21 protein-coding genes are annotated in these 22,190 nt (G+C 68.9%); 7 read left to right on the forward strand and 14 right to left on the reverse strand.

Annotation, left to right across the window (positions count from 1 at the left end):
• Positions 1 to 12 precede the first annotated feature (12 nt).
• The 4 genes from B7438_RS11140 to B7438_RS11155 form a co-directional block, all read right to left on the reverse strand.
• Positions 13 to 384: a hypothetical protein gene (locus B7438_RS11140; protein WP_143465817.1), complete on the reverse strand. Its 372-nt coding sequence runs from the start codon at positions 382 to 384 to the stop codon at positions 13 to 15.
• Positions 385 to 386: 2 nt separating this feature from the next.
• Complete coding sequence (locus tag B7438_RS11145) at positions 387 to 602, reverse strand: hypothetical protein (RefSeq protein WP_085369643.1); 216 nt, start codon at positions 600 to 602, stop codon at positions 387 to 389.
• A 160-nt stretch (positions 603 to 762) separates the two neighbouring features.
• Positions 763 to 1,599 (reverse strand): M15 family metallopeptidase, encoded by an 837-nt coding sequence (locus B7438_RS11150; protein ID WP_085369645.1) that lies wholly within the window; start codon positions 1,597 to 1,599, stop codon positions 763 to 765.
• Between the two features lie 74 nt (positions 1,600 to 1,673).
• Positions 1,674 to 2,576 (reverse strand): DUF1287 domain-containing protein, encoded by a 903-nt coding sequence (locus B7438_RS11155; protein ID WP_085369646.1) that lies wholly within the window; start codon positions 2,574 to 2,576, stop codon positions 1,674 to 1,676.
• Between the two features lie 358 nt (positions 2,577 to 2,934).
• On the opposite strand from B7438_RS11155, the gene B7438_RS11160 reads away from it, so the two are divergent.
• The 6 genes from B7438_RS11160 (at position 2,935) to B7438_RS11185 (ending at position 11,350) form a co-directional block, all read left to right on the forward strand.
• Positions 2,935 to 4,935, forward strand: coding sequence for an MDR family MFS transporter (locus B7438_RS11160; RefSeq protein WP_256921986.1), 2,001 nt, complete (start codon positions 2,935 to 2,937; stop codon positions 4,933 to 4,935).
• 385 nt (positions 4,936 to 5,320) lie between these two features.
• Positions 5,321 to 6,646 (forward strand): ABC transporter substrate-binding protein, encoded by a 1,326-nt coding sequence (locus B7438_RS11165; protein ID WP_085369650.1) that lies wholly within the window; start codon positions 5,321 to 5,323, stop codon positions 6,644 to 6,646.
• Positions 6,647 to 6,713: 67 nt separating this feature from the next.
• Entirely contained in the window at positions 6,714 to 7,889 is a 1,176-nt protein-coding gene (locus B7438_RS11170) for a carbohydrate ABC transporter permease (RefSeq protein ID WP_085369651.1), read from the forward strand.
• Positions 7,886 to 8,812, forward strand: a complete 927-nt coding sequence (locus tag B7438_RS11175) for a carbohydrate ABC transporter permease (RefSeq protein ID WP_085369653.1) — start codon at positions 7,886 to 7,888, stop codon at positions 8,810 to 8,812. Before B7438_RS11170 ends, B7438_RS11175 begins: the two co-directional genes overlap by 4 nt.
• Before the next feature lie 2 nt (positions 8,813 to 8,814).
• A complete protein-coding gene (locus B7438_RS11180; RefSeq protein WP_085369654.1) occupies positions 8,815 to 10,323 on the forward strand; it encodes a GH1 family beta-glucosidase in 1,509 nt (502 codons plus the stop codon).
• 4 nt (positions 10,324 to 10,327) lie between these two features.
• Complete coding sequence (locus B7438_RS11185; protein ID WP_085369656.1) at positions 10,328 to 11,350, forward strand: LacI family DNA-binding transcriptional regulator; 1,023 nt, start codon at positions 10,328 to 10,330, stop codon at positions 11,348 to 11,350.
• Positions 11,351 to 11,384: 34 nt separating this feature from the next.
• Here B7438_RS11185 and B7438_RS11190 read toward each other — a convergent pair whose 3' ends face one another.
• The 4 genes from B7438_RS11190 to B7438_RS11205 all read right to left on the reverse strand — a co-directional run bounded on the left by B7438_RS11190 (position 11,385) and on the right by B7438_RS11205 (position 14,965).
• Positions 11,385 to 12,695: a type II toxin-antitoxin system HipA family toxin gene (locus tag B7438_RS11190; RefSeq protein WP_085369658.1), complete on the reverse strand. Its 1,311-nt coding sequence runs from the start codon at positions 12,693 to 12,695 to the stop codon at positions 11,385 to 11,387.
• Positions 12,696 to 12,698: 3 nt separating this feature from the next.
• Positions 12,699 to 13,010 carry a helix-turn-helix transcriptional regulator gene (locus B7438_RS11195; protein WP_085369714.1) on the reverse strand — a complete coding sequence of 104 codons (312 nt, stop codon included), beginning with the start codon at positions 13,008 to 13,010 and terminating at the stop codon, positions 12,699 to 12,701.
• Positions 13,011 to 13,119: 109 nt separating this feature from the next.
• On the reverse strand, positions 13,120 to 13,947 hold the full coding sequence (locus B7438_RS11200; protein ID WP_085369660.1) for a phosphatase PAP2 family protein: 828 nt from the start codon (positions 13,945 to 13,947) through the stop codon (positions 13,120 to 13,122).
• Between the two features lie 115 nt (positions 13,948 to 14,062).
• On the reverse strand, positions 14,063 to 14,965 hold the full coding sequence (locus tag B7438_RS11205) for a site-specific DNA-methyltransferase (RefSeq protein WP_085369662.1): 903 nt from the start codon (positions 14,963 to 14,965) through the stop codon (positions 14,063 to 14,065).
• Between the two features lie 66 nt (positions 14,966 to 15,031).
• On the opposite strand from B7438_RS11205, the gene B7438_RS11210 reads away from it, so the two are divergent.
• Positions 15,032 to 15,316, forward strand: a complete 285-nt coding sequence (locus B7438_RS11210) for a GNAT family N-acetyltransferase (protein ID WP_085369663.1) — start codon at positions 15,032 to 15,034, stop codon at positions 15,314 to 15,316.
• On the opposite strand, the gene B7438_RS11215 is transcribed toward B7438_RS11210, so the two are convergent.
• The 6 genes from B7438_RS11215 to B7438_RS11240 all read right to left on the reverse strand — a co-directional run bounded on the left by B7438_RS11215 (position 15,276) and on the right by B7438_RS11240 (position 22,154).
• On the reverse strand, positions 15,276 to 15,590 hold the full coding sequence (locus B7438_RS11215; RefSeq protein WP_143465819.1) for a hypothetical protein: 315 nt from the start codon (positions 15,588 to 15,590) through the stop codon (positions 15,276 to 15,278). The two genes, B7438_RS11210 and B7438_RS11215, sit on opposite strands and share 41 nt — an antisense overlap.
• A 10-nt stretch (positions 15,591 to 15,600) precedes the next feature.
• Positions 15,601 to 16,425 carry a heme ABC transporter ATP-binding protein gene (locus tag B7438_RS11220; RefSeq protein WP_085369667.1) on the reverse strand — a complete coding sequence of 275 codons (825 nt, stop codon included), beginning with the start codon at positions 16,423 to 16,425 and terminating at the stop codon, positions 15,601 to 15,603.
• Positions 16,422 to 17,537, reverse strand: a complete 1,116-nt coding sequence (locus B7438_RS11225; RefSeq protein ID WP_085369669.1) for an iron ABC transporter permease — start codon at positions 17,535 to 17,537, stop codon at positions 16,422 to 16,424. The genes B7438_RS11220 and B7438_RS11225 overlap by 4 nt, the downstream gene beginning before the upstream one ends.
• Complete coding sequence (locus tag B7438_RS11230) at positions 17,534 to 18,691, reverse strand: hemin ABC transporter substrate-binding protein (RefSeq protein ID WP_256921987.1); 1,158 nt, start codon at positions 18,689 to 18,691, stop codon at positions 17,534 to 17,536. Before B7438_RS11230 ends, B7438_RS11225 begins: the two co-directional genes overlap by 4 nt.
• Complete coding sequence (locus B7438_RS11235; protein WP_085369670.1) at positions 18,688 to 20,910, reverse strand: HtaA domain-containing protein; 2,223 nt, start codon at positions 20,908 to 20,910, stop codon at positions 18,688 to 18,690. The genes B7438_RS11230 and B7438_RS11235 overlap by 4 nt, the downstream gene beginning before the upstream one ends.
• Before the next feature lie 194 nt (positions 20,911 to 21,104).
• Positions 21,105 to 22,154, reverse strand: coding sequence for a biotin/lipoate A/B protein ligase family protein (locus B7438_RS11240; RefSeq protein WP_085369671.1), 1,050 nt, complete (start codon positions 22,152 to 22,154; stop codon positions 21,105 to 21,107).
• Positions 22,155 to 22,190: the final 36 nt, after the last annotated feature.

Consider the following 22,190-nt stretch of genomic DNA (forward strand, 5'->3'; position numbering starts at 1 on the left):
CACTGCGCCGGACTAATCGCCGTGCCCCAGGACCAACTCCTCCACCGCTTCGAACGCGCGCGCGACACCGGAGCAGCGCTGCACGTCTCCCGACATCGCCAGGTCAGCGGCGACCTGTGTGACCGCTGTCCGCGCATCCAGCAGCCCACGATGGTACGCGTCGCGCTCGCCCTGCGTCCGCTCGGCGTCGAAAGAACGGTCGGCGCCGCGCATCCGCCGGCACTCCACAGCGGGGACCAGGATGCTCACCTCGCGCAGCGCGTCGGTGAACAGCAGGATGCTGTCTCTGTCGTCGTCGTAACCGCCCGCGAGCCCGACGAGCACGTTCCCGTCCCTGGACCAGCGGATCAGTTCCCCGATCAGCGGATGGTCGATGGCCGGCACGGTCACACCGAGGTAGCGACGAGGGCCGCCCACATGGCCACGAGGGCGCCGACCGAGATCACCGCGGCAGCGCCGATCACCACCACCGGCGACCGCCAGAACGGACCAGGGCGCGCGGGTGCGCCGGCGGGCACCCGCTCGAGCTCTGCCCGGAGTTCAGCGAGCGTCATGCGCTGCTGGCCGAGCACGTATGGTGCGTCGTCGTCGGCGATAGTCATCGAGTGCCTTCATCGAGTCGGGGGTTTCGGTAACGGGGGCAGCAGGTGCGGCCGCCGTCACCAGAAGAGACGCAGAATGTGCGCCTCGATGACGCCACGCTCGAAGAAATACGTGCGTCAGCTCGTCAGCGAGGTCAGCAGCTCGCGTCCGCGGCGCACCTCACTGATACGTCGTGCCGCCCGGCACTCCGAAGAACTCCTCCAGCGTCGTCACGCCGGTCGCGTGCAGCTGGGCCGCCAGCGGCGCACCGATGTAGCGGAAGTGCCACGGCTCGAACGTGAACCCGGTGACCGGCACCTTGTCGGCCGGATACCGCAGCAGGAAGCCGAACCGCCAGGCGTTCGCCGCGAGCCACTCCCCCTGCGGCGTCTGCGCGAAGCAGGCGGCGAGGGAGCATTTCGCCGGGACGGCGCTGATGTCGACGGCGAGCCCGGTCTGGTGCTCGCTGTGCCCCGGCCTGGCCGTGTCGGTGTCCGCGTACGCCTGGCCGTTGCGTGCCACGTCGTCGTTGTAGACCCGCACCTGCGACTCGTACGACCGGTATGCGCTCTGCACCGAGAACTCGAGGCCGGCCTCCGCCTTGCCTGCGGCGAACATCGCGACCAGCGCCGTCGCCACCTCCTGCCGCATCGGCTGGCGGTTCACGTACGTCACGTCCGGGTAGACCAGGTCGCCCGGGACGTACTCCGGCGGCTTCAGCCCCCGTTGCTTGTTCGCCACGACCCAGGTGCTTGCCGGATCGTCGACCGACTGCGCCGCCTTGTCGAAGCCGACTGCTGTCGGCGTGGGCGTGACCGTCGGCGTCGGGCGCGACGACGCAGACGGGTCCTCCGTCGGGCGCGACGGCTTCGAGTGCGGCGTGCCGGAGCGCCGTGGATGGTCGGCCGCCGTCGCCCCGCCCGTCGCGCATCCGCTGAGTGCCGCGACGACGATCAGCGCACCGCCGAGAAGCGCGGCCGCCGTCGCGCGGGCACGACGCGGTCGAAGCTCCCCCATGTTCACGCGATGAGCATATCTCGGCGCGGTGCAGCGGAGCGGTACTCCCAGCCGCGTCGCGGCGGGCGTGCAGGCTACTTGGAGAGGCTCCAGAAGTGGCCGATGGCGCCGGGGTGGTCGACGGTGATCGTCGTGTCGAGGTCGCGGTAGTCGGTGTCCTCGTTGTGGCCGACCATCTTGATGACGACCTTGCCGTCGACCTTCTGCACGGAGGAGACGATCTGCACGTGGTCGAGGGAGTCGTTGTCGTTCCAGTCGAACATCACGATGTCGCCGACCTTGATGTTGTCGCGCTGGTCGAGCGGATACTCCGTGAGGCCGAGAGCCGCGGCGTTCGCCTGGAAGTACGCATCCATCGACGGCACGTAGCCCCAGGCGGGGCTCCAGTCGGCCGCGGCGTCCTTGTTGTACCAGTCGGCGTTCATCTGCCAGCCGCGGGCGATGAGGGACTGGCTGACGAAGTTGGCGCAGTCGCCGCCCACCGGGTTGAGGTCGCCCCACTCCGCGGTGTTGTAGTTCTTCCAGTAGGTCATCGCGTATGCGAGCTGCTTGTCCACCGGCGTCGCGACCTTGTAGTCGTACGCCTTGTCGCTGCTCGCGATGGCCTTGCCGTTCTTGCCGGTGAGCGCCACATCCACGGCGCCGGCCTGGTAGTTGGCGGCGGGAGGGACGACGGCGACGACCTTGCTGTCGCTGGTGTGCGTGACCGTGGCCTGCTGGCCGCCGATCTGCACGCTCTTCACGTCGTCGAGGTTGTTGCCGGAGATGGTGACCGTTCCTGCACCGGAGACGCTGCCTGCTGCCGGGCGGATCGTGGAGATGCTCGTGCTCTCCGACGACGGGGATGCGCCGGCCACGGCCTTGGTGATGGGCGACGGTTCGCCCGCGCATCCGGTGAGGATGAGCGCGGTGGCTGCGGCGAAGCCTGCTGCCACGATGAGGCGGCGCGAAGAGGTCGTACGGGATTGGCGGAACATGGGACCTTCAGATCGAATGTCGAATGGGGGGCGTCGGATTCGGGTCTCCTTTCACGGTACGCCTGCTTTTTCGGTGACACCTGTGCGGGGGGTGTGGTTCGCGTGGATTCGATCCATACATCCGCATGAATGCGCGGAATCCGGGATGCGCGTTCGCTTGTGGCGAACGTTTACATATGACAACTACTTCACGTTGCTGAAACAGTCGCACCGGGTGTAACTTTGCACTCTCCGCAAATTTTTTTGTGCCCCACACCGGTGTGACTCCCGTGGCTCGGGCGTCCCCATCAGACTCTCGACTCGGAGATTCATGTCAAGCCAAGCATCCGCGGCGCCCGCCGCACCGAGGAACGCGATCATGACGCACCGTCAGATCCTGTTCGTCATTTTCGGCCTCATGGCCGGTATGTTCCTGTCCGCCCTCGACCAGACGGTCGTCGGTACCGCCATCCGCACCATCGGCGACGATCTGCACGGTCTGAGCCAGCAGGCGTGGGTCACCACCGCCTACCTGATCGTCTCCACGATCTCCACGCCGATCTACGGCAAGCTGTCCGACATCTTCGGCCGCCGCCCGCTGTTCATCCTCGCGATCGTCATCTTCGTGGTCGGCTCGATCGCCGCCACGTTCTCGACCTCGATGATCGAGCTCGCGGTGTTCCGCGCCATCCAGGGCCTCGGCGCTGGTGGCCTGATGTCCATGCCGCTCGCCATCATGGGCGACATGCTCGCCCCGCGCGAGCGCGCCAAGTACCAGGGATACTTCCTCGCCGTCTTCGGCATCTCGAGCCTCATCGGCCCGCTGGTCGGCGGCCTGTTCGCCGGCGCCAACGAGATCCTGTGGATCGCCGGATGGCGCTGGGTGTTCCTCATCAACGTGCCGATCGGTGTCATCGCACTCTTCATCGTGATGCGGTTCCTGCACCTGCCGAAGCGAGAACGCGGTTCCGCCCGCATCGACTGGTGGGGCGCGACGGCGGTCGTCGTCGCCCTGGTGCCGCTGCTGCTCGTGGCGGAGGAGGGACGCGACTGGGGCTGGGACAGCGCCGGGGCGATCGCCTGCTACGTGGTCGGCGCCATCGGCATCGTGGCCTTCATCCTCGTCGAGATGGCGATGAAGGACGACGCGCTCATCCCGCTCAAGCTGTTCCGTTCCTCCACCTTCTCGATGGCCACCATCATCGGTGTGTTCGTCGGCTTCGGGATGTTCGGCGCCATGCTGACCCTGCCGCTCTACCTGCAGCTCGTGCTCGGCGCGACGCCGACGGAGTCGGGCCTGCAGATGCTCCCGATGATCCTCGGCCTCATGATCTCCTCGATCGCCTCCGGCCAGATCATCTCGCGCACCGGCCACTACCGGCAGTTCCCGATCATCGGCACGGCGCTGCTGTCCGGCGGGTTCTTCTACCTGACGTTCCTCAAGTTCGACAGCTCGTACTGGTTCATCGCCGGCGCCATGCTGCTCATCGGCCTGGGCCTCGGGCAGCTCATGCAGACGCTCACCATCGCCAGCCAGAACTCGGTGGGGCTGAAGGACATGGGTGTGGCGACCAGCGCATCCACGTTCTTCCGCCAGATCGGTGGAACGCTGGGCACGGCCGTGCTGCTGTCGCTGCTGTTCACGGTGATGCCCGGCAACATCCAGACCTCGCTGAGCGACAAGCCGACGCTGACCAATGCTCTGGATGCGGCACTCACGCCGTCCGTGGCGAGCGCGCCGGAGAACAAGCAGATCATGGACACGATCTACAACAAGATCGTGACCCCGCTCGAGGCGAACGCGCAGAAGGGCGCGCACGACGCGGCCGTCGCACAGCTGGTCGCCCAGGGCGTCCCCGCCGACCTCGCGGCCACGAAGGTGCCCGCTGCCCCGATCGACTTCTCGAACGCCGACCAGCGTTCGCAGGTGGTCGAGAAGGCGGTGCCCACGCTGCAGACCCAGCTGAAGAAGTCCGACTCCGCAGGTGGCGCCAGCCTCGACGACACGTCGTTCCTGAACGGCGCCGACAAGCGGCTCTCCAAGCCGTTCCTGGTCGGCTTCAACCAGTCGGCCATCGAGGTCTACTGGGTGGCGCTGATCGTGGTCCTGATCGCGTTCGTGCTCACCTGGTTCTTCAAGACGCCGCCGCTGCGGGCCAAGTCGGCCCTCCAGGAGGCCGCGGACGACGCGGCCGACGCAGCGGATGCGGCTGCCGACCGCGAGCGCGTGCTCGCCGGCACCGTGGCTGCGGAGAGCGACGAGGAGTACGACACGGGCATCCTCGCCCACCGAGCTGCCGACGACTTCGGCGCACTGATCGAGCCGGGAGCCGACACGGCCTCCCTGCGCGCGCAGCGCCCGAAGCCGGCTGCGGAGTAGGTTTCAGCGCATCCAGCGGCCGTCGCCCTCGCGGGCGGCGGCCGCTGTGCGTTGTGGGTGCGCGAGCCCCGAACCGCGCCCCGCGACGGTAACGATTCGGTCACGACGCGACGACCGCGCAGAGTCGCCATGACAGCCTCACGACGGCCGTCCGTGCGTCCCGAACCCCCGGAATTGTTGGGCAGGACGCAGAATCGCCCACGGCGCGAGCGACAGAATGACACATCCGCGGATTGGCGCCGATGAGAGCGCGACCACGCTCGCGCTTGACACCGCCCGCAATGCCTGCATATTCTCTGTGGCAACGCGTGAGAGCGCTCTCACACCACTGGTTGAGAGCGCTCTCAGCGCCCCACCACCAGACCACGCACACAAGGGAGTGACCGTGAAGTTCTCACGACGCACCAAGGTTGTCGCCGCCGTTGCAGGCGCCGCATCCTTCGCCCTCCTCGCCGCAGGATGTTCATCCAGCGGTGGAGACAGCGGCAGCAGCTCGAACCCGATCACGTTGACCGTCACCACGTTCGGCACGATGGGATTCGACAAGCTCTACTCGCAGTACGAGAAGGAGCACCCGAACATCAAGATCAAGGCGACGAACATCGACACCGGTGACAACGCCCTGACCGACTGGCAGACCAAGGAAGCGGCCGGAAGCGGCCTCCCCGACGTCCAGGCCGTCGAAGAAGGCTGGCTCAGCAAGGTCATGCAGGTCTCCACGGACTTCAACGACCTGAAGGACTACGGGGCCGACAAGATCAAGGACCGCTGGGTCGACTGGAAGCTCAAGCAGGCCACCGACAAGGACGGCCGCATCATCGGCTACGGCACCGACATCGGGCCGGAGGGGCTCTGCTACAACAGCAAGCTCTTCGCCGCCGCCGGTCTGCCGAGCGACCGCGACTCCGTCGCCAAGCTGTTCGGCGGGGACAACGCCACCTGGGAGGACTACTTCAAGGTCGGCCAGCAGTACAAGGCCGCCAGCGGCAAGCCGTTCTACGACCAGTCCGGCTTCCTCTGGAACGCCATGGTGAACCAGCAGCCGGAGGGCTACTACACCAAGGACGGCAAGCTCAACATCGAGGACAACTCCACGCTCAAGGGCCTGTGGAGCCAGCTCGCCGGTGGAGCGGCTGCCGGCCTCTCCTCCAACCAGACCCAGTGGGACTGGGGCAAGGGCAAGGCGTTCACCGACGGCTCGTTCGCCACGTTCGTCTGCCCGGGCTGGATGCTCGGCGTCGTGCAGGGCCAGGTCAAGGCCGGCGGCGGAGACGCAGCGACCGGGTGGGACTTCGCCAATGTCTTCCCCGGCGGCGCAGCCAACTGGGGTGGATCGTTCCTGACCGTCCCGAAGCAGTCGAAGCACCCGAAGGAGGCCGCTGACCTCGCCGCGTGGCTGACCACCGCCAAGTCGCAGGTCGCCACCTTCCAGGCCGCGGGCACCTTCCCGTCCGTGACCGCAGCGCAGTCCGACTCCGGCGTGACCGGCGAGAGCGACCTGACGAAGTTCTTCAACAACGCTCCGATCGGTCAGATCCTCGCCGAGCGTGCGAAGGGCGTCGTCGCCCAGTACAAGGGGCCGGACGACTCGGTCATCCAGTCCCAGGTCTTCGGCCCGTCCGTGCAGGAGCTCGACTCCGGCAAGGCGAACGGCGACCAGGCCTGGGCCAACGCGATGAAGCTGCTCAACCAGCTGGTCGTCAACAAGTAGCATCCAGCACCGACCGGGCCCCCGCCGCGCAGGCGGCGGGGGCCCGCACCCTGGGGAGAACCAGCGCATGACCTCCGTGACAACACCGCCCACCGCGGCCGACGCCGATGGCACAGGCGCCGCCGACCGCACAGACCGCACAGACCGCAGCGACCGCCGCAAGCAGGATCGGGATGCGCGCCGCGCCCTGACCCCGCGTCAGAAGCTGAGCCGCTTCGACGTCAAGGCGTCCCCCTACTTCTACATCGCACCGTTCTTCGTGCTGTTCGGCCTGGTCGGACTGTTCCCGCTCGTCTACACGTTCGTCGTGTCGCTGAACAAGTGGAACCTCCTCACCGGCCCCGGCGAGTGGGTCGGCCTCGGCAACTACGTCGCCGAGCTGAGCGACCCGTTCTTTTGGAACTCGCTGTTCAACACCCTCAGCATCTTCCTGCTGTCCGCGATCCCGCAGCTGATCGGCGCCGTGCTGATCGCCGCGATCCTGGACCAGAACATCCGGGCCAAGACGTTCTGGCGGATGAGCGTCCTCATCCCCTACGTCGTCACGCCCGTCGCTGTCACCCTCATCTTCTCCAGCGCCTTCGACGAGAAGTACGGCCTGATCAACAACCTGCTGCAGTCCGTCCACCTCTCCCCGATCAACTGGAAGACGGAGACGTTCCCCGCGCACGTCGCCATCGCATCCATGGTCAACTGGCGCTGGACCGGCTACAACGCGCTGATCCTGCTCGCCGCGATGCAGGCCGTGCCGCGCGACATCCACGAGTCGGCCGCCCTCGACGGCGCAGGCGCGTTCCGCCGCTTCTTCTCGATCACGCTGCCGAGCATCCGGCCCACGATGATCTTCGTCATCGTCACGGCCACCATCGGCGGCCTGCAGATCTTCACGGAACCGAAGCTGTTCAACCCGTCCAGCGCTGTGCCGGGCGGACCGCAGCGGCAGTACCAGACCACCGTGCTCTACCTCTGGGACATGGCGTTCAACCGCCAGAACTTCGGCAAGGCATCGGCCATCGCCTGGCTGCTGTTCATCATCATCGTCGCGTTCGGGGTGCTGAATTTCCTCATCTCCCGGCGCATCGCATCCACAGAGGCCCGGATGGGCGCCAAACGCACCGCACGTCGGCTGGCGGCTTCGCGCGCCACGGCGGGGGCGGGTGACGCGGGCAGTGGGAACAGTGACGACACGGCCACCGAGGGCGACCTCGCCCTGGTCGCCGCAAGCGAGGAGAAGAGATCATGACCGCCACCGTCGACCGCAACGGCCAGGCAGAGCAGCGCTCGCCCCGGGCGGCAGCGCCGAAGGCCGGCTCGCAGAAGGGCCGGGCGCCGAAGCGCCGCGCGCTCGGCATCGACCGCCGCCCCGGTTTCCTCACCTACGGCCTGCTGATCGTCGTGTTCATCGGCGGCGTCTACCCGCTGTGGTGGTCCGTCGTCGCCGGGTCGAGCCCGAGCAGCGTGCTCACCTCCACATACCCTCCCCTGCTTCCCGGCGGACAGTTCTGGACGAACGTGGCGCAGGTGCTCGACACCGTGCCGTTCTGGCTGGCTCTCGGCAACTCGCTCATCGTCGCGAGCATCATCACCATCTCGGTGGTCGGGTTCTCGACCCTCGCCGGCTACGCGTTCGCGAAGCTGAAGTTCCGCGGCCGTGAGGGGCTGATGGTGTTCGTCATCGCGACCCTCGCCGTGCCGACCCAGCTGGGCATCATCCCGCTGTTCATGGTGATGAAGCAGTTCGGCTGGACGGGCACCCTGGGCGCGGTCATCATCCCGACCCTGGTGACCGCGTTCGGCGTGTTCTTCATGCGGCAGTACCTGGTGGACGTGATCCCGGAGGAGCTGATCGAGGCCGCACGCGTCGACGGCGCAAACATGATCCGCACGTTCTGGCACGTCGGCGTCCCCGCCGCGCGTCCCGCGATGGCGATCCTCGGCCTGTTCACCTTCATGACCGCGTGGACCGACTACCTGTGGCCGCTGCTCGTCGTGCCGCAGAACCCGACCCTGCAGGTCGCGCTGAGCCAGCTGCAGTCGGCCAAGTACGTCGACTACTCGATCGTGCTCGCCGGCGCCGTCATGGCCACCATCCCCCTGCTCATCCTCTTCGTGCTCGCCGGCAAGCAGCTGGTCTCCGGCATCATGGCCGGCGCGGTGAAAGGCTAAGAATGACCTTCCAGACCACCGACTGGCCTGCTGGTTTTCTGTGGGGGTCGGCGACCGCCGCTGCCCAGATCGAGGGCGCAGCGCACGAGGAGGGCAAAGAGGACTCCATCTGGGACCACTTCGCGCGCATCCCGGATGCCGTCGCCGGCGGGGACACCCCCGAGGTCGCCGTCGACCACTACCACCGGATGCCGGCAGACGTCGCGCTGATGAAGCAGCTCGGACTGCAGTCGTACCGGTTCTCGATCTCGTGGGCGCGCGTGAAGCCCGGCGACCGCTTCGTGAATCGCGCGGGGCTCGACTTCTACAGCCGCCTGGTCGACGAGCTGCTGGATGCGGACATCCTGCCGTGGCTCACGCTCTACCACTGGGATCTGCCGCAGACGCTCGAAGACGCAGGCGGCTGGGCGAACCGCGACACGGCGTACCGTTTCCGTGATTACGCTTCTGCGGTCTACGACGCTCTCGGCGACCGGGTGAGCCACTGGACCACCTTCAACGAGCCGCTGTGCTCGTCGCTGATCGCGTACGCAGCCGGTGAGCACGCTCCGGGTCGTCGGGAGCCGCGCGCAGCACTGGCGGCGCTGCATCACCAGCACCTCGCGCACGGACTCGCGGTGCAGACGCTGCGGGATGCGGCGGGCGCGTCCGGCACAGCGTCCTCCGCCGCTTCCGCCGCTGCGCTGCGCGTCGGCATCACGCTCAACCTCACCAACGCCGTGCCCAACGACCCGTCCGACCCGGCAGACCGCGAGGCGGCGCGCCGCATCGACGGCCTGTGGAACAGGATGTTCCTCGAGCCGCTGCTCCTCGGCAGCTACCCGGACGACGTGCTCGACGACCTCCGCGAGCACCGTTTCGAGGAGCTCGTGCACGACGGCGATCTCGCCACCATCGCGCAGCCGATCGACTTCCTCGGCGTGAACCACTACCACGACGACAACGTCTCCGGGCATCCACTGCCGGCGGATGCGGTCCCGGGCCTCACGCCGACGGACCGGCCGAAGTCGTCGCCGTTCGTCGGCAGCGAGTACGTGACGTTCCCGACGCGCCACCTGCCGCAGACGGCGATGGGCTGGGAGGTCAACCCGGACGGGCTGCGCACCCTGCTCGTCCGGCTCGGCCAGGAGTACCCGACCCTTCCGCCGCTGTACATCACCGAGAACGGCGCGGCGTACGACGACACGGTCGCCGACGACGGACGCATCCACGACACGGAACGCGAGGCGTACATCCTCGCCCACGTGGATGCGGTCCGCTCCGCCATCGCGGAGGGTGCAGACGTGCGCGGCTACTTCGTGTGGTCGTTCCTCGACAACTTCGAGTGGGCCTGGGGATACGAGAAGCGCTTCGGGATCGTGCGGGTGGACTACGAGACGCAGGAGCGTACCGTGAAGGAATCCGGCCACGCGTTCGCCCGGCTGATCGCGGAGGCACGGAGCACGGCCGCTACGCCCAGCCGCTCCGCCGAGCCCGTCGGCTCTAGCATGGGTCTTGCGGTAGAAAGGTGACCCGATGACGTCGGAGCAGGTGGACGGTCGCGCCGTTCCCACCCTCGAAGCGGTGGCGGCGCGTGCGGGAGTCTCGCGCGCCACCGTGTCCCGCGTCGTGAACGGTTCCACGAAGGTCACGCCCGAGGTGACGGAGGCGGTCACCAAGGCCATCGCCGACCTCAACTACGTGCCGAACCGCGCCGCCCGCTCCCTCGCATCCCGTCGCACGCAGGTGATCGCCCTGGTGGTGCCGGAGTCGACGGCGAAGGTCTTCGCCGACCCGTTCTTCGCATCCATCGTCCAGGGCGTCGCCCTGCACCTGGCCGACACGGAGTACACGCTCAACATGGTGATCTCGTCGGAGCTGAATCCCGACAAGACCAGGCGGTACCTGATGGGCGGCAACGTCGACGGCGCCCTCGTCGTCTCGCACCACTCCGGCGACCACTCGTACGCGCAACTCGGCTCGACACTGCCGATCGTCTACGGCGGCCGCCCGGTGAGCGAGACCGAGCACAACGCCTCCTTCGTCGACGTCGACAACGTCGCGGGAGCGGCGGGCGCGACCGAGCACCTGATCGAGCGCGGCCGCCGCAACATCGCCCTCATCACGGGCCCCCAGGACATGCCGGCCGGCCTCGACCGTTTCACCGGCTGGCACAGGGCGATGGATGCGCACGGCCTCGACACCTCGCTGGTCGAGTACGGCGACTTCTCCCCCATGTCCGGCATGGAGGCGATGCGCCGCCTCCTCGCCCGCGGCGTGCCCATCGACGGCCTGTTCGCCGCCAACGACCAGATGGCGGCCGGCGCATACTCGGCGATCCTAGAATCCGGCCTGAGCATCCCGGGCGACATCGCGGTCGTGGGCTACGACGACGACTACTTCGGCCTCACGGCGACGCCGCCCCTGACCACCGTGCACCAGCCGTCTGTCGGGCTCGGCGAGACGATGGCGGAGGTGCTGGTGCGCCGCATCGAAGGCGAACCGGTGGACAGGGTGACGCTGCTGCCGACGGAGCTGGTGGTGCGGCAGAGCTCGTAGGGGGCTAGGCGCTCGGCTTGGTGCTGCGCGGCGGCTATAAGTGTTTGGCCATGAACTCGGCGGCGTACTCTCTCTGGGTTTCGTCGAAGGCTGAAGCCATTCTCTCGATCTCCGCAGCGGAGATACCGTTGCCGGCCGCCGTCGCTCCCCACGCTCCGACTGCGCTGACCACTCCGGCCAGCGCCTCCGCTGCCGCGACGGCCGTGAGCCCGTAGACCTCTCTGGTCTCGATGAGCAATCGGATGTCGCGATTCGTCGGGTCGTCCCGGTCACTGATCCGGCGTGAGCGGACCCGGCTGCCGGCCCGGTTCGGATTGACGTCGAAAAGCGGGCTCAGCCTCCAGGTTCCACGCTCGCGGACGAAGCCGTGATTCTTCCAGTGATCGTCGACGTTGCCGACGAGGACGGTGAGCGCGACGCGTCGGAACATCTCTCGGAGGTCCGCTGCGGCAGACACCGACACAAGGCGGTCGATGGTGTCGGCGAAGTCCGCGTATGTCGCCCCCTGGTTCTGCGGCGTCAGCTCCATCGCCGTCATCGCTGAGATGAACCCGACCCGATGCTCGCCTGCACGGTCGAAACGCTCGATCAGCAGCGAGGACTCGTGCTCAGCCAGCCGGATGAGGCGGCGCCGCGGCACGCGAAGGCCGGCCTGCTCGGCGATGTCGAGTGCGGTCGCCTCCCAGGCCTCGAGATCGGAGTGACGGTCGCGGTTCGACGGGAGCTTCAACATCCAGAGAGAGCCGTCACTCTCCTCGATGGTCGCTTTCGGGCGCGCGCCACCGAGGCTGGAGCCGGCGAAACCGAGGATTTCGATGTCTTCGTCTGTTGCCTCGTATTCCTCGAACCGGCTCGCAGCCTCGGCGATACGGTGGACGTCCTGTGCGTTGAGCCCCGTGTGCATCCCCGCCGTCAGCCAGGCACCATCGTCACGGGATGCTCCCTGTGCGGTGAAGCGCAGCGAGCCCATCCGTGTTGCATCGTTTTGCTGCACAAGGTGGTCGAACTCGCCGATCGAGCGAGGCGAGCCGTCTTCGCGCAGACGTGCGTATTCGGTGTCGATCAGCCCGGCCCCCCAGTCGTCCGGCGTGACGTCAGCGAATGCCCCAAAAAGCGTTGCGTCTTCACCGGAGAACTGCTTTCCGCTGACGAGTGGGAGGTCTGGCGAGATCGCATAGCGACGTGGACTGGAAAGATAGGACTGCGCGTATTCGAACGAACTGCCCACGAGCGTTCGCCCACCCAGGTAGGAAGCGCGAAGCGTACCGACGAGAACCGGCTTGCCCGGACCTTCGTCACTATGGACGTCAACGACGTCAAGGAGTCTCATGGGCTCTGCGGCCATGATCTACCTCCCCGACTGTTTCGCTGTGGAGATCCCGACTTCCTCGTCCATGAGTGCACGGCCAGCGTTCGAGTTCCAGGGGTCAGTACTGGCGACGACGGTGTTCGCGATTCCGAGGACATCCAGTACCGCGAGCACCGAGTCGATGCGCGGAGCGCCGGTGCCCTTCTCGAGCGCTCGGAGAGTGTCGCGCGTGACGTGAGCCCGCTCAGCGAGCTGCCCGGCCGTGAGCCCCTGGAGTTTGCGCCAGCGTTCGATGTTGGTGCCGAGCTCACCGAGGATCCGCCGTCGGGCTGGCGACTGCCTGCTGACCATGTCCACCTCCACCCTGACATCTATACACGTCGACTATACAGCTTTTGACGCGTTTAGCTGTCAATAGGTTCACGTAGCTGGGCGGCTCCACATCAGACCCAGCCCACGATCACCCCAGCGCCCGGAACACCCGGTTCCCCAGCACCGCGAGCACGAACCCCGTCGCCACGATCGCCGCAACACCCCCGGCGTACGCCACGAACAAATGCTGGCTCGCGCCGTCCTGCGCGGAGAAGTACGTCACCAGCAGCGCCGCGATCGCTCCGACGGCGCAGACCACCGCGATCCAGAGCAGGGTCCACAGCTTCGTGCGCACCGGGCGTTGCGCGGTGGGCACGCGAAGCCAGGAGTAGAGCAGGCCGGCGATGCAGCCCCAGAATGCCACCACGAGCATCCCGGCGACCACGTCGCTCGGCCGGTGCCACTGCTCCACCAGCGTGGATGCGCCTGCCGCGATCGTGAAGATCGAGCCGATCACCGCGGCCAGCGGGCGGAAGCGCGGGGATGCGACGAGGAAGACGACGAGCGCCGCCGACGCCGCCACGGTGGTGTGCCCGGACGGCAGGGAGTTGGCGAGGCCGACGTCCACGCCTTTCGACGGGCGGCTGAGCACCGTGTACTTGAGCAGCTGGGTGCTGCCGTTGGCGAGTGCCGCTGCTGCGACGGCCACGAAGAAGACCGCCCAGTTGCGGCGGAACGCCACGATCGCGAGGGCGGCGATACAGCCCAGGATGACCGAGGCGGCCGGCAGTGCGTTGAGGAAGGTGTGGGCGAACTCGATCAGGTCGCCCTTCCACGCGTCGGCCCCCGCGAAGGCGCGTTCGTCGATGACCTGGCCCATGTAGCTCTGCACGAACACCAGGTAGATGAGGGCGAACACCACGGCCGTGCCCAGCGCACCCCAGACGAAGGGCAGAGGGCGGAGCGCGGTTCGCATAGTGCCCCAGCCTCCCATACCGTTCTTGGTGTTCTCCGGACGGGTGCTCCGGGGTGTCTGGAATCGTGTCGGGAATCGCGTCAGGAATTCGTCTCCGGACAGTGGATGCGCGCCGCTACCCCTCCACGAACCGCACGGCGGGCTCCGCGGCGGCGAACCGCGCCCGCATCACGCCGACCGCGTCTGGGTTGCTGTCGACCAGCAGGAACCGTCGCCCGAGGGCGGCGGCGACCGCTCCGGTCGTCCCGCTTCCCGCGAAGAAGTCGAGCACCCAGTCGCCTTCGCGGCTCGACGCCTGCACGATGCGGCGGAGGATGCCTTCCGGCTTCTGAGTGGGGTACCCGGTCTTCTCGCGGCCGGTCGGGGAGACGATGGTGTGCCACCACACGTCCGTCGGCAGCTTGCCCAGCTCCGCCTTCTCCGCCGTCACCAGGCCGGGCGCCATGTACGGCTCCCTGTCGACCGCCGACGAGTCGAAGAAGTAGCCTGCGGGGTTCTTCACGTAGACCAGGATCGTGTCGTGCTTGGTCGGCCACTTGTTCTTCGACTTCGCGCCGTAGTCGTAGGCCCAGACGATCTCGTTGAGGAACGATTCGCGGCCGAACAGCGCATCCAGCAGCACCTTGGCGTAGTGCGCTTCGCGGTAGTCGAGGTGCAGGTAGAGCGTGCCGTGGTCGGCGAGGATGCGCCACGCCTCGATGAGGCGCGGCTCGAGGAACGACCAGTAGTCGTCGAAGCGGTCGTCGTAGCGCAGCAGGTCGCCTTTGATGCGCTCGTAGCTGCGCCCTTTGAACCCGGTGACGCTGCCCGCGCCGCCCGCCGACCGCACCGACGTGGTGCTCCGCCTGGTCTGCGACCGGCCGGTGTTGAAGGGCGGGTCGAGGTAGATGAGGGTGAACGACTCGTCCGGCAGGGCGGCCACGATGTCGAGGTTGTCGGCGTGCACGACGGTGCTCGGCGCATCCGGATGCCAGGCCACGGGAGGGAGGGCCGCATCCGCGGTGGCGTCGTCCTGCATTCCACCATTCTCGCAGTGTGTGCGCCGGGTCGCCGCCGCGTCGCCCGTCGGGGTTAGCCTGGCGGCATGAGTCTCACCGTGGTGAAGCAGCCAGAGTCCTCCCGTTACGTGCTCGTCAAGGACGGAGAGCAGATCGGCGTCGCCGAGTACGACCTGCGCGACGACGCGATCGTGTTCACGCACACCGTGATCGACGAGGAGAAGCGGGAGAAGGGGATGGCGTCGACGCTGGTGCAGGAAGCGCTCGACGACGTGCGCGCGAACACCGACCTGCGCGTGGTCGCGACGTGCCCGTACGTGCGGCACTGGCTCAGGGAGCATCCCGAGTATCAGGACCTGCAGTCGCGCTAGACGGCACATCGATCCGGATCGTGCCGCCCTCCCAGATGCCCTTGTCCCCGTCGCCGGGCAGCGGGGCGGGAGCGGGGAGCATGGACTGCCGGTCGAGCTCGACCTGGGCCTCGTGACGGGTCGGCGCGAACACCTCGTCGCCGATGCCGACGATGCTGGTCGACGACCCTCCCGACGTCTTCGTCTTGTCGGAGAAGTCGATCCAGCCGAGCCTCGACGCCACGACAACGAGCACCACTGCGGCCACCACGGCGCCGACGATCCACCAGTTCACGCCGGTCAGGCTACCCGAAAGCACTGAGAATGTCCCCCATCCGGGGGCGAACAGCAGTGGATGCGCGCACCGGCAGCACGAGCAGCGCGCCGGTCACCGGGTGGTCGACGGTCTCGACCGGGTGCCCGTAGACAGCGCTCAGCCGCTCGCCGGTGAGGACGTCGCGCGGGGATCCGTCCGCGACCACACGGCCGCCCGCGAGCAGCACGACCCTGTCCGCGTACGCGGCGGCGAGGTTCAGGTCGTGCAGCACAGCGAGCACGGCGGCGCCGTCCGCCGCCAGCCCTGCGGCGAGCGCGAGCACCTGCTCCTGGTGGCCGATGTCGAGCGCGTCCGTCGGTTCGTCGAGGAGCACGACACGGCAGCGCTGGGCGAGCACCCTGGCGAGGGAGACGCGGGCGAGTTCCCCGCCGGAGAGGGTCGTCACATCCCGGTCGGCGAGGTGGGCCGTGTCTGTGCTGGCGAGCGCGGCGTCGACGATCCCGTCGTCGGTGGCATCTGCGCCGTCCGACGGGAGACGTGACCACGGCATCCGCCCCATTGCGACGACCTCGCGCACCGGGTAGGAGAACGACACCCCCTTCTGCTGCAGCAGCACGCTGCGCAGGCGGCCGAGCTCCTGCACCCGGATGCTCGACAGCAGCCGTCCGTCGATGGTCGCCGTTCCGGCGTCCGGCGTCACGTCGCCCGCCAGCACGGAGAGCGCCGTCGACTTGCCTGCGCCGTTCGGGCCGATGAGGGCGACGAGTTCGCCGGGGCGCACCGCGAGATCCACGTCGGACAGCAGCGCCCTACCGTCGACGGCGAGGCTGACGCCGCGCAGTTCGGCGCTCACGCTGCTCCCTCCTTGGCGGCGATGGTGCGCCGGAGCAGCACGAAGAAGACCGGGCCGCCGACGAGGGCGGTGAACATCCCGATGGGTAGGTCGGCGAACGGCACGACCGTGCGCGCGGCGAGGTCGGCCGCGCTGATCAGCAGGGCGCCGCCGAGGGCGCTGGCCGGGATGAGTGCGGCGTGCGCCGGGCCGATCAGCAGCCGCAGCAGGTGCGGGATGATCAGGCCGACGAACGCGATGATCCCCGCGAACGACACGGCGACGGCGGTGAGCAGCGCCACCAGGAGGATCGCCACCAGCCGCACCCGCTCCACCGGCACGCCGAGGTGCCTGGCGCTGCGTTCGCCGAGCGCGAGCGCATCCAGTCGCCTGGCCAGCAGCCACGCGCAGCCCACGCCGACGACCAGCAGGGGCGCGGTGACGGCGACGGCCGCCCAGGTGGCTCCGTTGAGAGAACCGAGCTGCCAGAACATGATCTGCTCGCGGCTGGCGGTGTCCGCCTGGAAGACCAGGAAGGCGATGATCGCGTTCGCCACGGCGTTGATCGCGATGCCGGTGAGCACGAGCATCAGCACCTGGGTGCGGCCTCGGGCGCGGGAGAGCACGTAGACGAGCACGGTGGTCAGCACGCCCATGATGAAGGCGGCGAGCGGGATGCTCGCCGGGCCGAGCTGCTGCAGGTCGAAGACGATCACGGCGCAGGCTCCGACGGCGCAGCCGGCGGAGACCCCGACGACGGCCGGCTCGGCCAGCGGGTTGGCGAAGACGCCCTGCATCAGCGCGCCGGCCACGCCGAGCGCAGCACCGACGACGATCCCGAGCGCCACCCGCGGGAACCGGATGTTCCAGAGTGCGCCGTCCGCGTAGGTCGCCGTGCCGGTCGCCGCGGGGCCGATGCCGATGCGGCGGCCGATGGATGCGACGATCTCGGCCGGAGAGAGCGCGAACTGGCCGACGGCGGACGAGAGCAGCACGGCGGCGGCGAGCAGCACCACGAGGGCGACGAGCACGGGGACGCGGCGGCGGCGCGCGCGGGTGACGGCACTGAGACGCTGGCCCTGCTCGGCGCGCTGCCGCTGCCGGGGGTGCGTGGCGGCCTCGGCACTCGTCACCTGCCGGCCCCCGGCCGGTACAGCGCGTCGGCGAGCGACAGCAGCACGGCGGGCGTCGTCGGGCCGAACGACAGCAGCTGCCCGTCGTTCATGTCCACGATCCTGCGGTGCTGTCCGGCCGTCGTGTCCGCGACGCCCGGCCGCTGCAGCAGACCGTCGACCCCGCCCGTGGAGGCGAGGCCGTCCGTCATCATGAGGAACACATCCGGGTTCGTCGCCAGCAGCGCCTCGCTGTTGGCGGGCTTCGCGCCCGTGATGCCCGCCTCGGTCGCCACGTCGACGGCACCGAGCGCTCCGATCAGGTCGTCGGCGCCCATCCCCTTCCCGAACAGGAAGAACACTCCAGCGCGGCCGCGCACGTAGAGCATGGCCGCACGCAGCCGGTCGTCGCCGGTCGGCGCCATCTCCGCGATGGTCTTCTTCGCCGCCGCGAGGTCGCCCGCCACGCGAGCGGCGAGCCGCTTGCCGTCCGCGTCGAGCCCGACCGCGTGAGCGACCGTCTCGATCTGCGAGCCGATGGCGCCGATGCTGCGTTCCGCGTCGAAGAAGACGACAGTGACCCCGGATGCGCGGAGCTGGTCCTGCACGTCGCGCGGCCCGAGCGTCGTGTCCGTGAGCACCAGCGTCGGGTGCAGCGCGAGGATCGCCTCACCGTTGAGCTCGTGCCCGTTCTGGGTCACCAGCGGCAGTTTCGACATCACCCCGAGCGTGTTCGATGCTCCCCGGCCGACGAGCGCATCGCCGAGCCCGAGGCCGACGACCGTCTCTGCGAGGGTGCCGTAGACGTCCAGGGCCAGGATGCGGCTGGTGTCAGCGACCGTGACCCTGGTGCCGGAGGCGTCGTCGACCGTCACAGGCAGCTTCGGCTTCGGCGCGGTGGTGATCGGCACGACGTCGGCGACGGGCGCGGCGGTCGACGGACCAGTGATGGTGCACGGGTCGGCGAGGCCGCTCAGCGCATCCGGTGCCGTGGCCGTGCTGCTCGGCGCTGGTGATGCGGCCGACGTCGCCGCCGTCGCGCCGCATCCCGAGAGCGTCGCGACCACGGAGACGACGGCGGCCAGCCGCAGGAGTCGGGCGGACCGCGACGGCCGCCGACGCCCGTGGGCGGAGCCGACGGCCCCGCCCACGGCTGCTTCGGTGCTGGAGGTCACGCCTGCGCCACCGCCTGGGTGGACGCGCGGCGCCGCACGGCGACGACCGCCGCGACCCCGACCAGGACCATCAGGCCGCCGAGCAGCGGCCAACCGCCGGCATCTCCTCCGCCGGTGGTGGCGAGGCTGGACGCTGTCGCGCTGTCGCAGGCGACGGATGCGCCGAGCGGCAGGCTGAACGAGACGGGATCGAGGGCGGTGCCCGCCTCGTAGAACCCGGCGAATGCGGATGCGCCTGCCGCGGTGAGCGTGACGGGAGCGTCCGTCGCGGTCACCCGGGAGCCGGATGCTCCTCCGTTCAGCGCGACGGAGGCGAACGCGATCCCGGAGTGGTCGCTGGCGGCGCCTCCCATGTCGGTCGAGTGCACGTCGGCGACGATGGTGGCCGAGTCCGGCCCCGTCACGCGGAGGGCGATGTTGGAGAGCACGAGGCTGAGGACGCCGCCGTGACCGGAGAATGAGACGCTGCCGGGGAAGCGCGCGATGCCCTTCTCGCCCTCGGTGTTGTAGCTGCCGGAGCCGTTCGACCAGCCGAACCGGCCGTCGGCGTACGTCACGCCGGAGAGGGTCCACGATCCGTTCGCGATCCCGCCGGAGATGTAGGTGCGGAAGCTCGACTTGAGGCCCCAGCTCATGGTCGCGTCGTCGATCGAGCGTGCGACGCAGACCGGCTCTGCGACCGCGGTGGGTGCGGTCACGACGGCGGGGACGGCAGGGTCGACGGGCGGGTTGACCACCGGCGGCGCCGTGACGGTGTGCGAGACGGGAGCGGCCGTCGAGCCGGCGAACGCGGAGGGGTCTGCCGGGGTGAACGTGGCCGACAGCGTGCGCTCGCCCTGGGGAAGGGTGGAGATGCGGGTGGTGGCCTGGCCGTCGCGGAGCACGAGGTTGCGGGCGACCACGGTGCCTCCGTCGAGGATGCTCACGGTGCCGTCGGCCTTCGGCGAGACGGTGACGGTCACATCCACACCGGCGCCCGCAGCCGAGCTGACCGACGAGGTGGTGAGGCTGAGGGTGGTGGCGACGGGCGTCACGGCGGGGACGGCGAACGCGATCGGCGTGTACGTGTCCTGGCTGCGGTCGGCCGAGCCGTGCGCGGCGAAGGTGTACACGCCGCACTCCTCGGTGGAGCAATCGACCTGGCGGCCATTCGAGGTGAAGACCTGCGCGATCCCGCTCAGTGTGGTGGTGAACGCGCCGTCCGCTCCGATCGTGCGCACCCACGCGACGCCCTGGAAGAGCGAAGCGGTGAGGTTCCAGGCCGGCTCGTTCGCGGCCGACTTGGGTCCGACGCCGACGTAGACGCCCGGCACGGCTCCGCCGGTCGCGGCGAAGCCCGCGCCCGTGACAGTGATGGATGCGCCGGCGGGGTCGAGCCCGGTGGCCGGGGCGACGGTGACGGAGGCGGAAGCGGGCGCGCCGACGGCGGTGACCGTCACGCTCACGGCCGAGGCGGTGGATACGGCGAAGGCGGTGGAGTCGGACGGGGCGAACGACGCGGCGATCGCGTGCGAGCCGACCGCGAGACCGCTCGTCGTGAGAGCCGCGGTGGCGCCGGAGACGGTCGCCGTCCCCAGCGTCGTCGCACCATCGGTGAAGGTGACGACGCCCGCGGCGGCCGGGCTGACCGTCGCCGTGACGGTCACGGGCGAGCCGTCCGTGACGCTGGCGGCGCTCGATGCCAGCGCGAGCGTGGTGGAGGCGGGCGGGGCGGGAGCGTAGACCAGCGGGGTAGTCGAGTTCTGGCTGGTGTCGCTCATCCCCTGGCCGTGGCCCTTGGACGTGTAGACCGCGTACGCCGGGATGGATGCGCTGGCGGCGGGGACGGTGACCGTGACGGAGAACGTTCCGTCCGCGTTCATCGGCGCTGTGCGGCCGGACGGGCTGGTGCCGTCGACGTTGCCCGGCGCGATCCAGACCGTCTCACTGCTGATCAGGCTGCTCGCTCCGAGGTAGAAGCCGGGCAGTCCGGCCGGGCCGACGCCCAGGTAGATGCCCTGCGTGCTCGGGGTGAAGCCGCTGCCGCTGAGCGTGATCGTGCCGCCCGCTGCCGGGACCTGCTGGGCGGAGATCGCCGGCCCAGCGGCGTGGGCCGGGGTGGCGACGGCGGTGACGCCGAGCGTCGCCAGGGCGGTCGCGACCAGGGCGGCGAGCAGACGCGTCCCGCGTGCTCTGGCCGATGCCGTGGCGGCTGTGGGCGGGGAACTCATCGATCTCATGGCGCTCCTGTGAGCGGGTCGGCACACCGCCGACCCGCTGGACTCTGAATGGTGTGGTTAGGTAAGGCTTAGCTAACTAAGCTTTGCCTAACCTAACAAGATCGCCGCTCCGAACGCAATCAAGCCCAGGGTTTTTCCTCGCAAGACGACGACGAAAAAGCCTGGGCTCGATGGATGCGCGGGGCGCGAGAGGACTACGGCACGCGGTACAGCCACTCCGGGGTGCCGAACTTCTCGGCGACCAGCTTCTCGGCGGCGGCGTACTCCTCCGGAGTGATGTCGCCGGGGGTGGCGCCGTAGAGCTGCGTGAAGGTCTGCTTCATGCGCTCGATGATCTCGGCGCGGGTCATGCCGGTCTGGCTGCGCAGGGGGTCGACGCGCTTCGCGGCGCTGGTGATGCCCTTGTCGCTGATCTTCTCGCGGCCGATGCGCAGCACCTCGGTCATCTTCTGGCCGTCCATGTCGTAGCTCATGGTCACGTGGTGCAGCACGGCGCCGGAGCCGAGACGCTTCTGCGCCGCCCCGCCGATCTTGCCCTTCGGACTCGTGATGTCGTTGAGCGGCTGATAGAACGCGTCGATGCCGAGCGACTTGAGGGCGACGATCGCCCACTCGTCGAGGAACGCGTAGCTGTCGGCGAAGCTCATCCCCTGCACCAGGTCGGCGGGCGCGTAGATCGAATAGGTGACCACCGAGCCGGCCTCCATGAACATCGCGCCCCCGCCGGAGATGCGGCGCACCACGTCGAAGCCGTACTTCTCGGCGTTCTCCGCATCCACTTCGTTCTTGACGGACTGGAAGCTGCCGATGACCACGGCGGGCTCGTCCCACTCCCAGATACGGAGGGTCGGACCACGGCGGCCCTCCCCCACCTCGGTGGCAAGCACCTCGTCGAGCGCCATCTGCATCACAGGAGGCACGGCCTTGGAGTGCACGATCTGCCAGTCGTAGTCGCGCCAGCTGGTCGCGCGGGCGAGCGAACGGCGCACGGCGACGGCGACACCCTCCGGCGAGAACCCGAGCAGCGTGGCGCCCTCGGGCAGCGCACCGCGGACGGCGGCGGCGATGGTCGCGGCGTCCGCCTCGGCGGGGAGGCCGTTCACCGCGTTGTCGATCGCCTCCAGCGCGGTGTCAGGTTCGAGGAAGAAGTCGCCGGCCAGGCGGAAGTTCGCGAGTCTGCCGTCGATCACATCCAGGTCGACGACGACGAGCTTGCCACCAGGAACCTTGTATTCACCGTGCATGACTACAGCCTAGATCGCCGCAGGGCCGATCGAGCG

Origin of the sequence: Leifsonia sp. NCR5 (assembly GCF_002105485.1) — a bacterium.
Lineage (GTDB): Bacteria > Actinomycetota > Actinomycetes > Actinomycetales > Microbacteriaceae > Leifsonia.

What these genes read in the sequence shown, in the direction of transcription:
- B7438_RS11185 (WP_085369656.1), top strand. Translation starts at nt 10,328, where the DNA reads ATGACGTCGGAGCAGGTGGACGGTCGCGCCGTTCCCACCCTCGAAGCG.
- B7438_RS11180 (WP_085369654.1), top strand. Translation starts at nt 8,815, where the DNA reads ATGACCTTCCAGACCACCGACTGGCCTGCTGGTTTTCTGTGGGGGTCG.
- B7438_RS11240 (WP_085369671.1), bottom strand. Translation starts at nt 22,154, where the DNA reads ATGCACGGTGAATACAAGGTTCCTGGTGGCAAGCTCGTCGTCGTCGAC.
- B7438_RS11195 (WP_085369714.1), bottom strand. Translation starts at nt 13,010, where the DNA reads ATGGTCAGCAGGCAGTCGCCAGCCCGACGGCGGATCCTCGGTGAGCTC.
- B7438_RS11150 (WP_085369645.1), bottom strand. Translation starts at nt 1,599, where the DNA reads ATGGGGGAGCTTCGACCGCGTCGTGCCCGCGCGACGGCGGCCGCGCTT.
- B7438_RS11160 (WP_256921986.1), top strand. Translation starts at nt 2,935, where the DNA reads ATGACGCACCGTCAGATCCTGTTCGTCATTTTCGGCCTCATGGCCGGT.
- B7438_RS11235 (WP_085369670.1), bottom strand. Translation starts at nt 20,910, where the DNA reads ATGAGATCGATGAGTTCCCCGCCCACAGCCGCCACGGCATCGGCCAGA.
- B7438_RS11205 (WP_085369662.1), bottom strand. Translation starts at nt 14,965, where the DNA reads ATGCAGGACGACGCCACCGCGGATGCGGCCCTCCCTCCCGTGGCCTGG.
- B7438_RS11175 (WP_085369653.1), top strand. Translation starts at nt 7,886, where the DNA reads ATGACCGCCACCGTCGACCGCAACGGCCAGGCAGAGCAGCGCTCGCCC.
- B7438_RS11155 (WP_085369646.1), bottom strand. Translation starts at nt 2,576, where the DNA reads ATGTTCCGCCAATCCCGTACGACCTCTTCGCGCCGCCTCATCGTGGCA.
- B7438_RS11190 (WP_085369658.1), bottom strand. Translation starts at nt 12,695, where the DNA reads ATGGCCGCAGAGCCCATGAGACTCCTTGACGTCGTTGACGTCCATAGT.
- B7438_RS11145 (WP_085369643.1), bottom strand. Translation starts at nt 602, where the DNA reads ATGACTATCGCCGACGACGACGCACCATACGTGCTCGGCCAGCAGCGC.
- B7438_RS11210 (WP_085369663.1), top strand. Translation starts at nt 15,032, where the DNA reads ATGAGTCTCACCGTGGTGAAGCAGCCAGAGTCCTCCCGTTACGTGCTC.
- B7438_RS11200 (WP_085369660.1), bottom strand. Translation starts at nt 13,947, where the DNA reads ATGCGAACCGCGCTCCGCCCTCTGCCCTTCGTCTGGGGTGCGCTGGGC.
- B7438_RS11170 (WP_085369651.1), top strand. Translation starts at nt 6,714, where the DNA reads ATGACCTCCGTGACAACACCGCCCACCGCGGCCGACGCCGATGGCACA.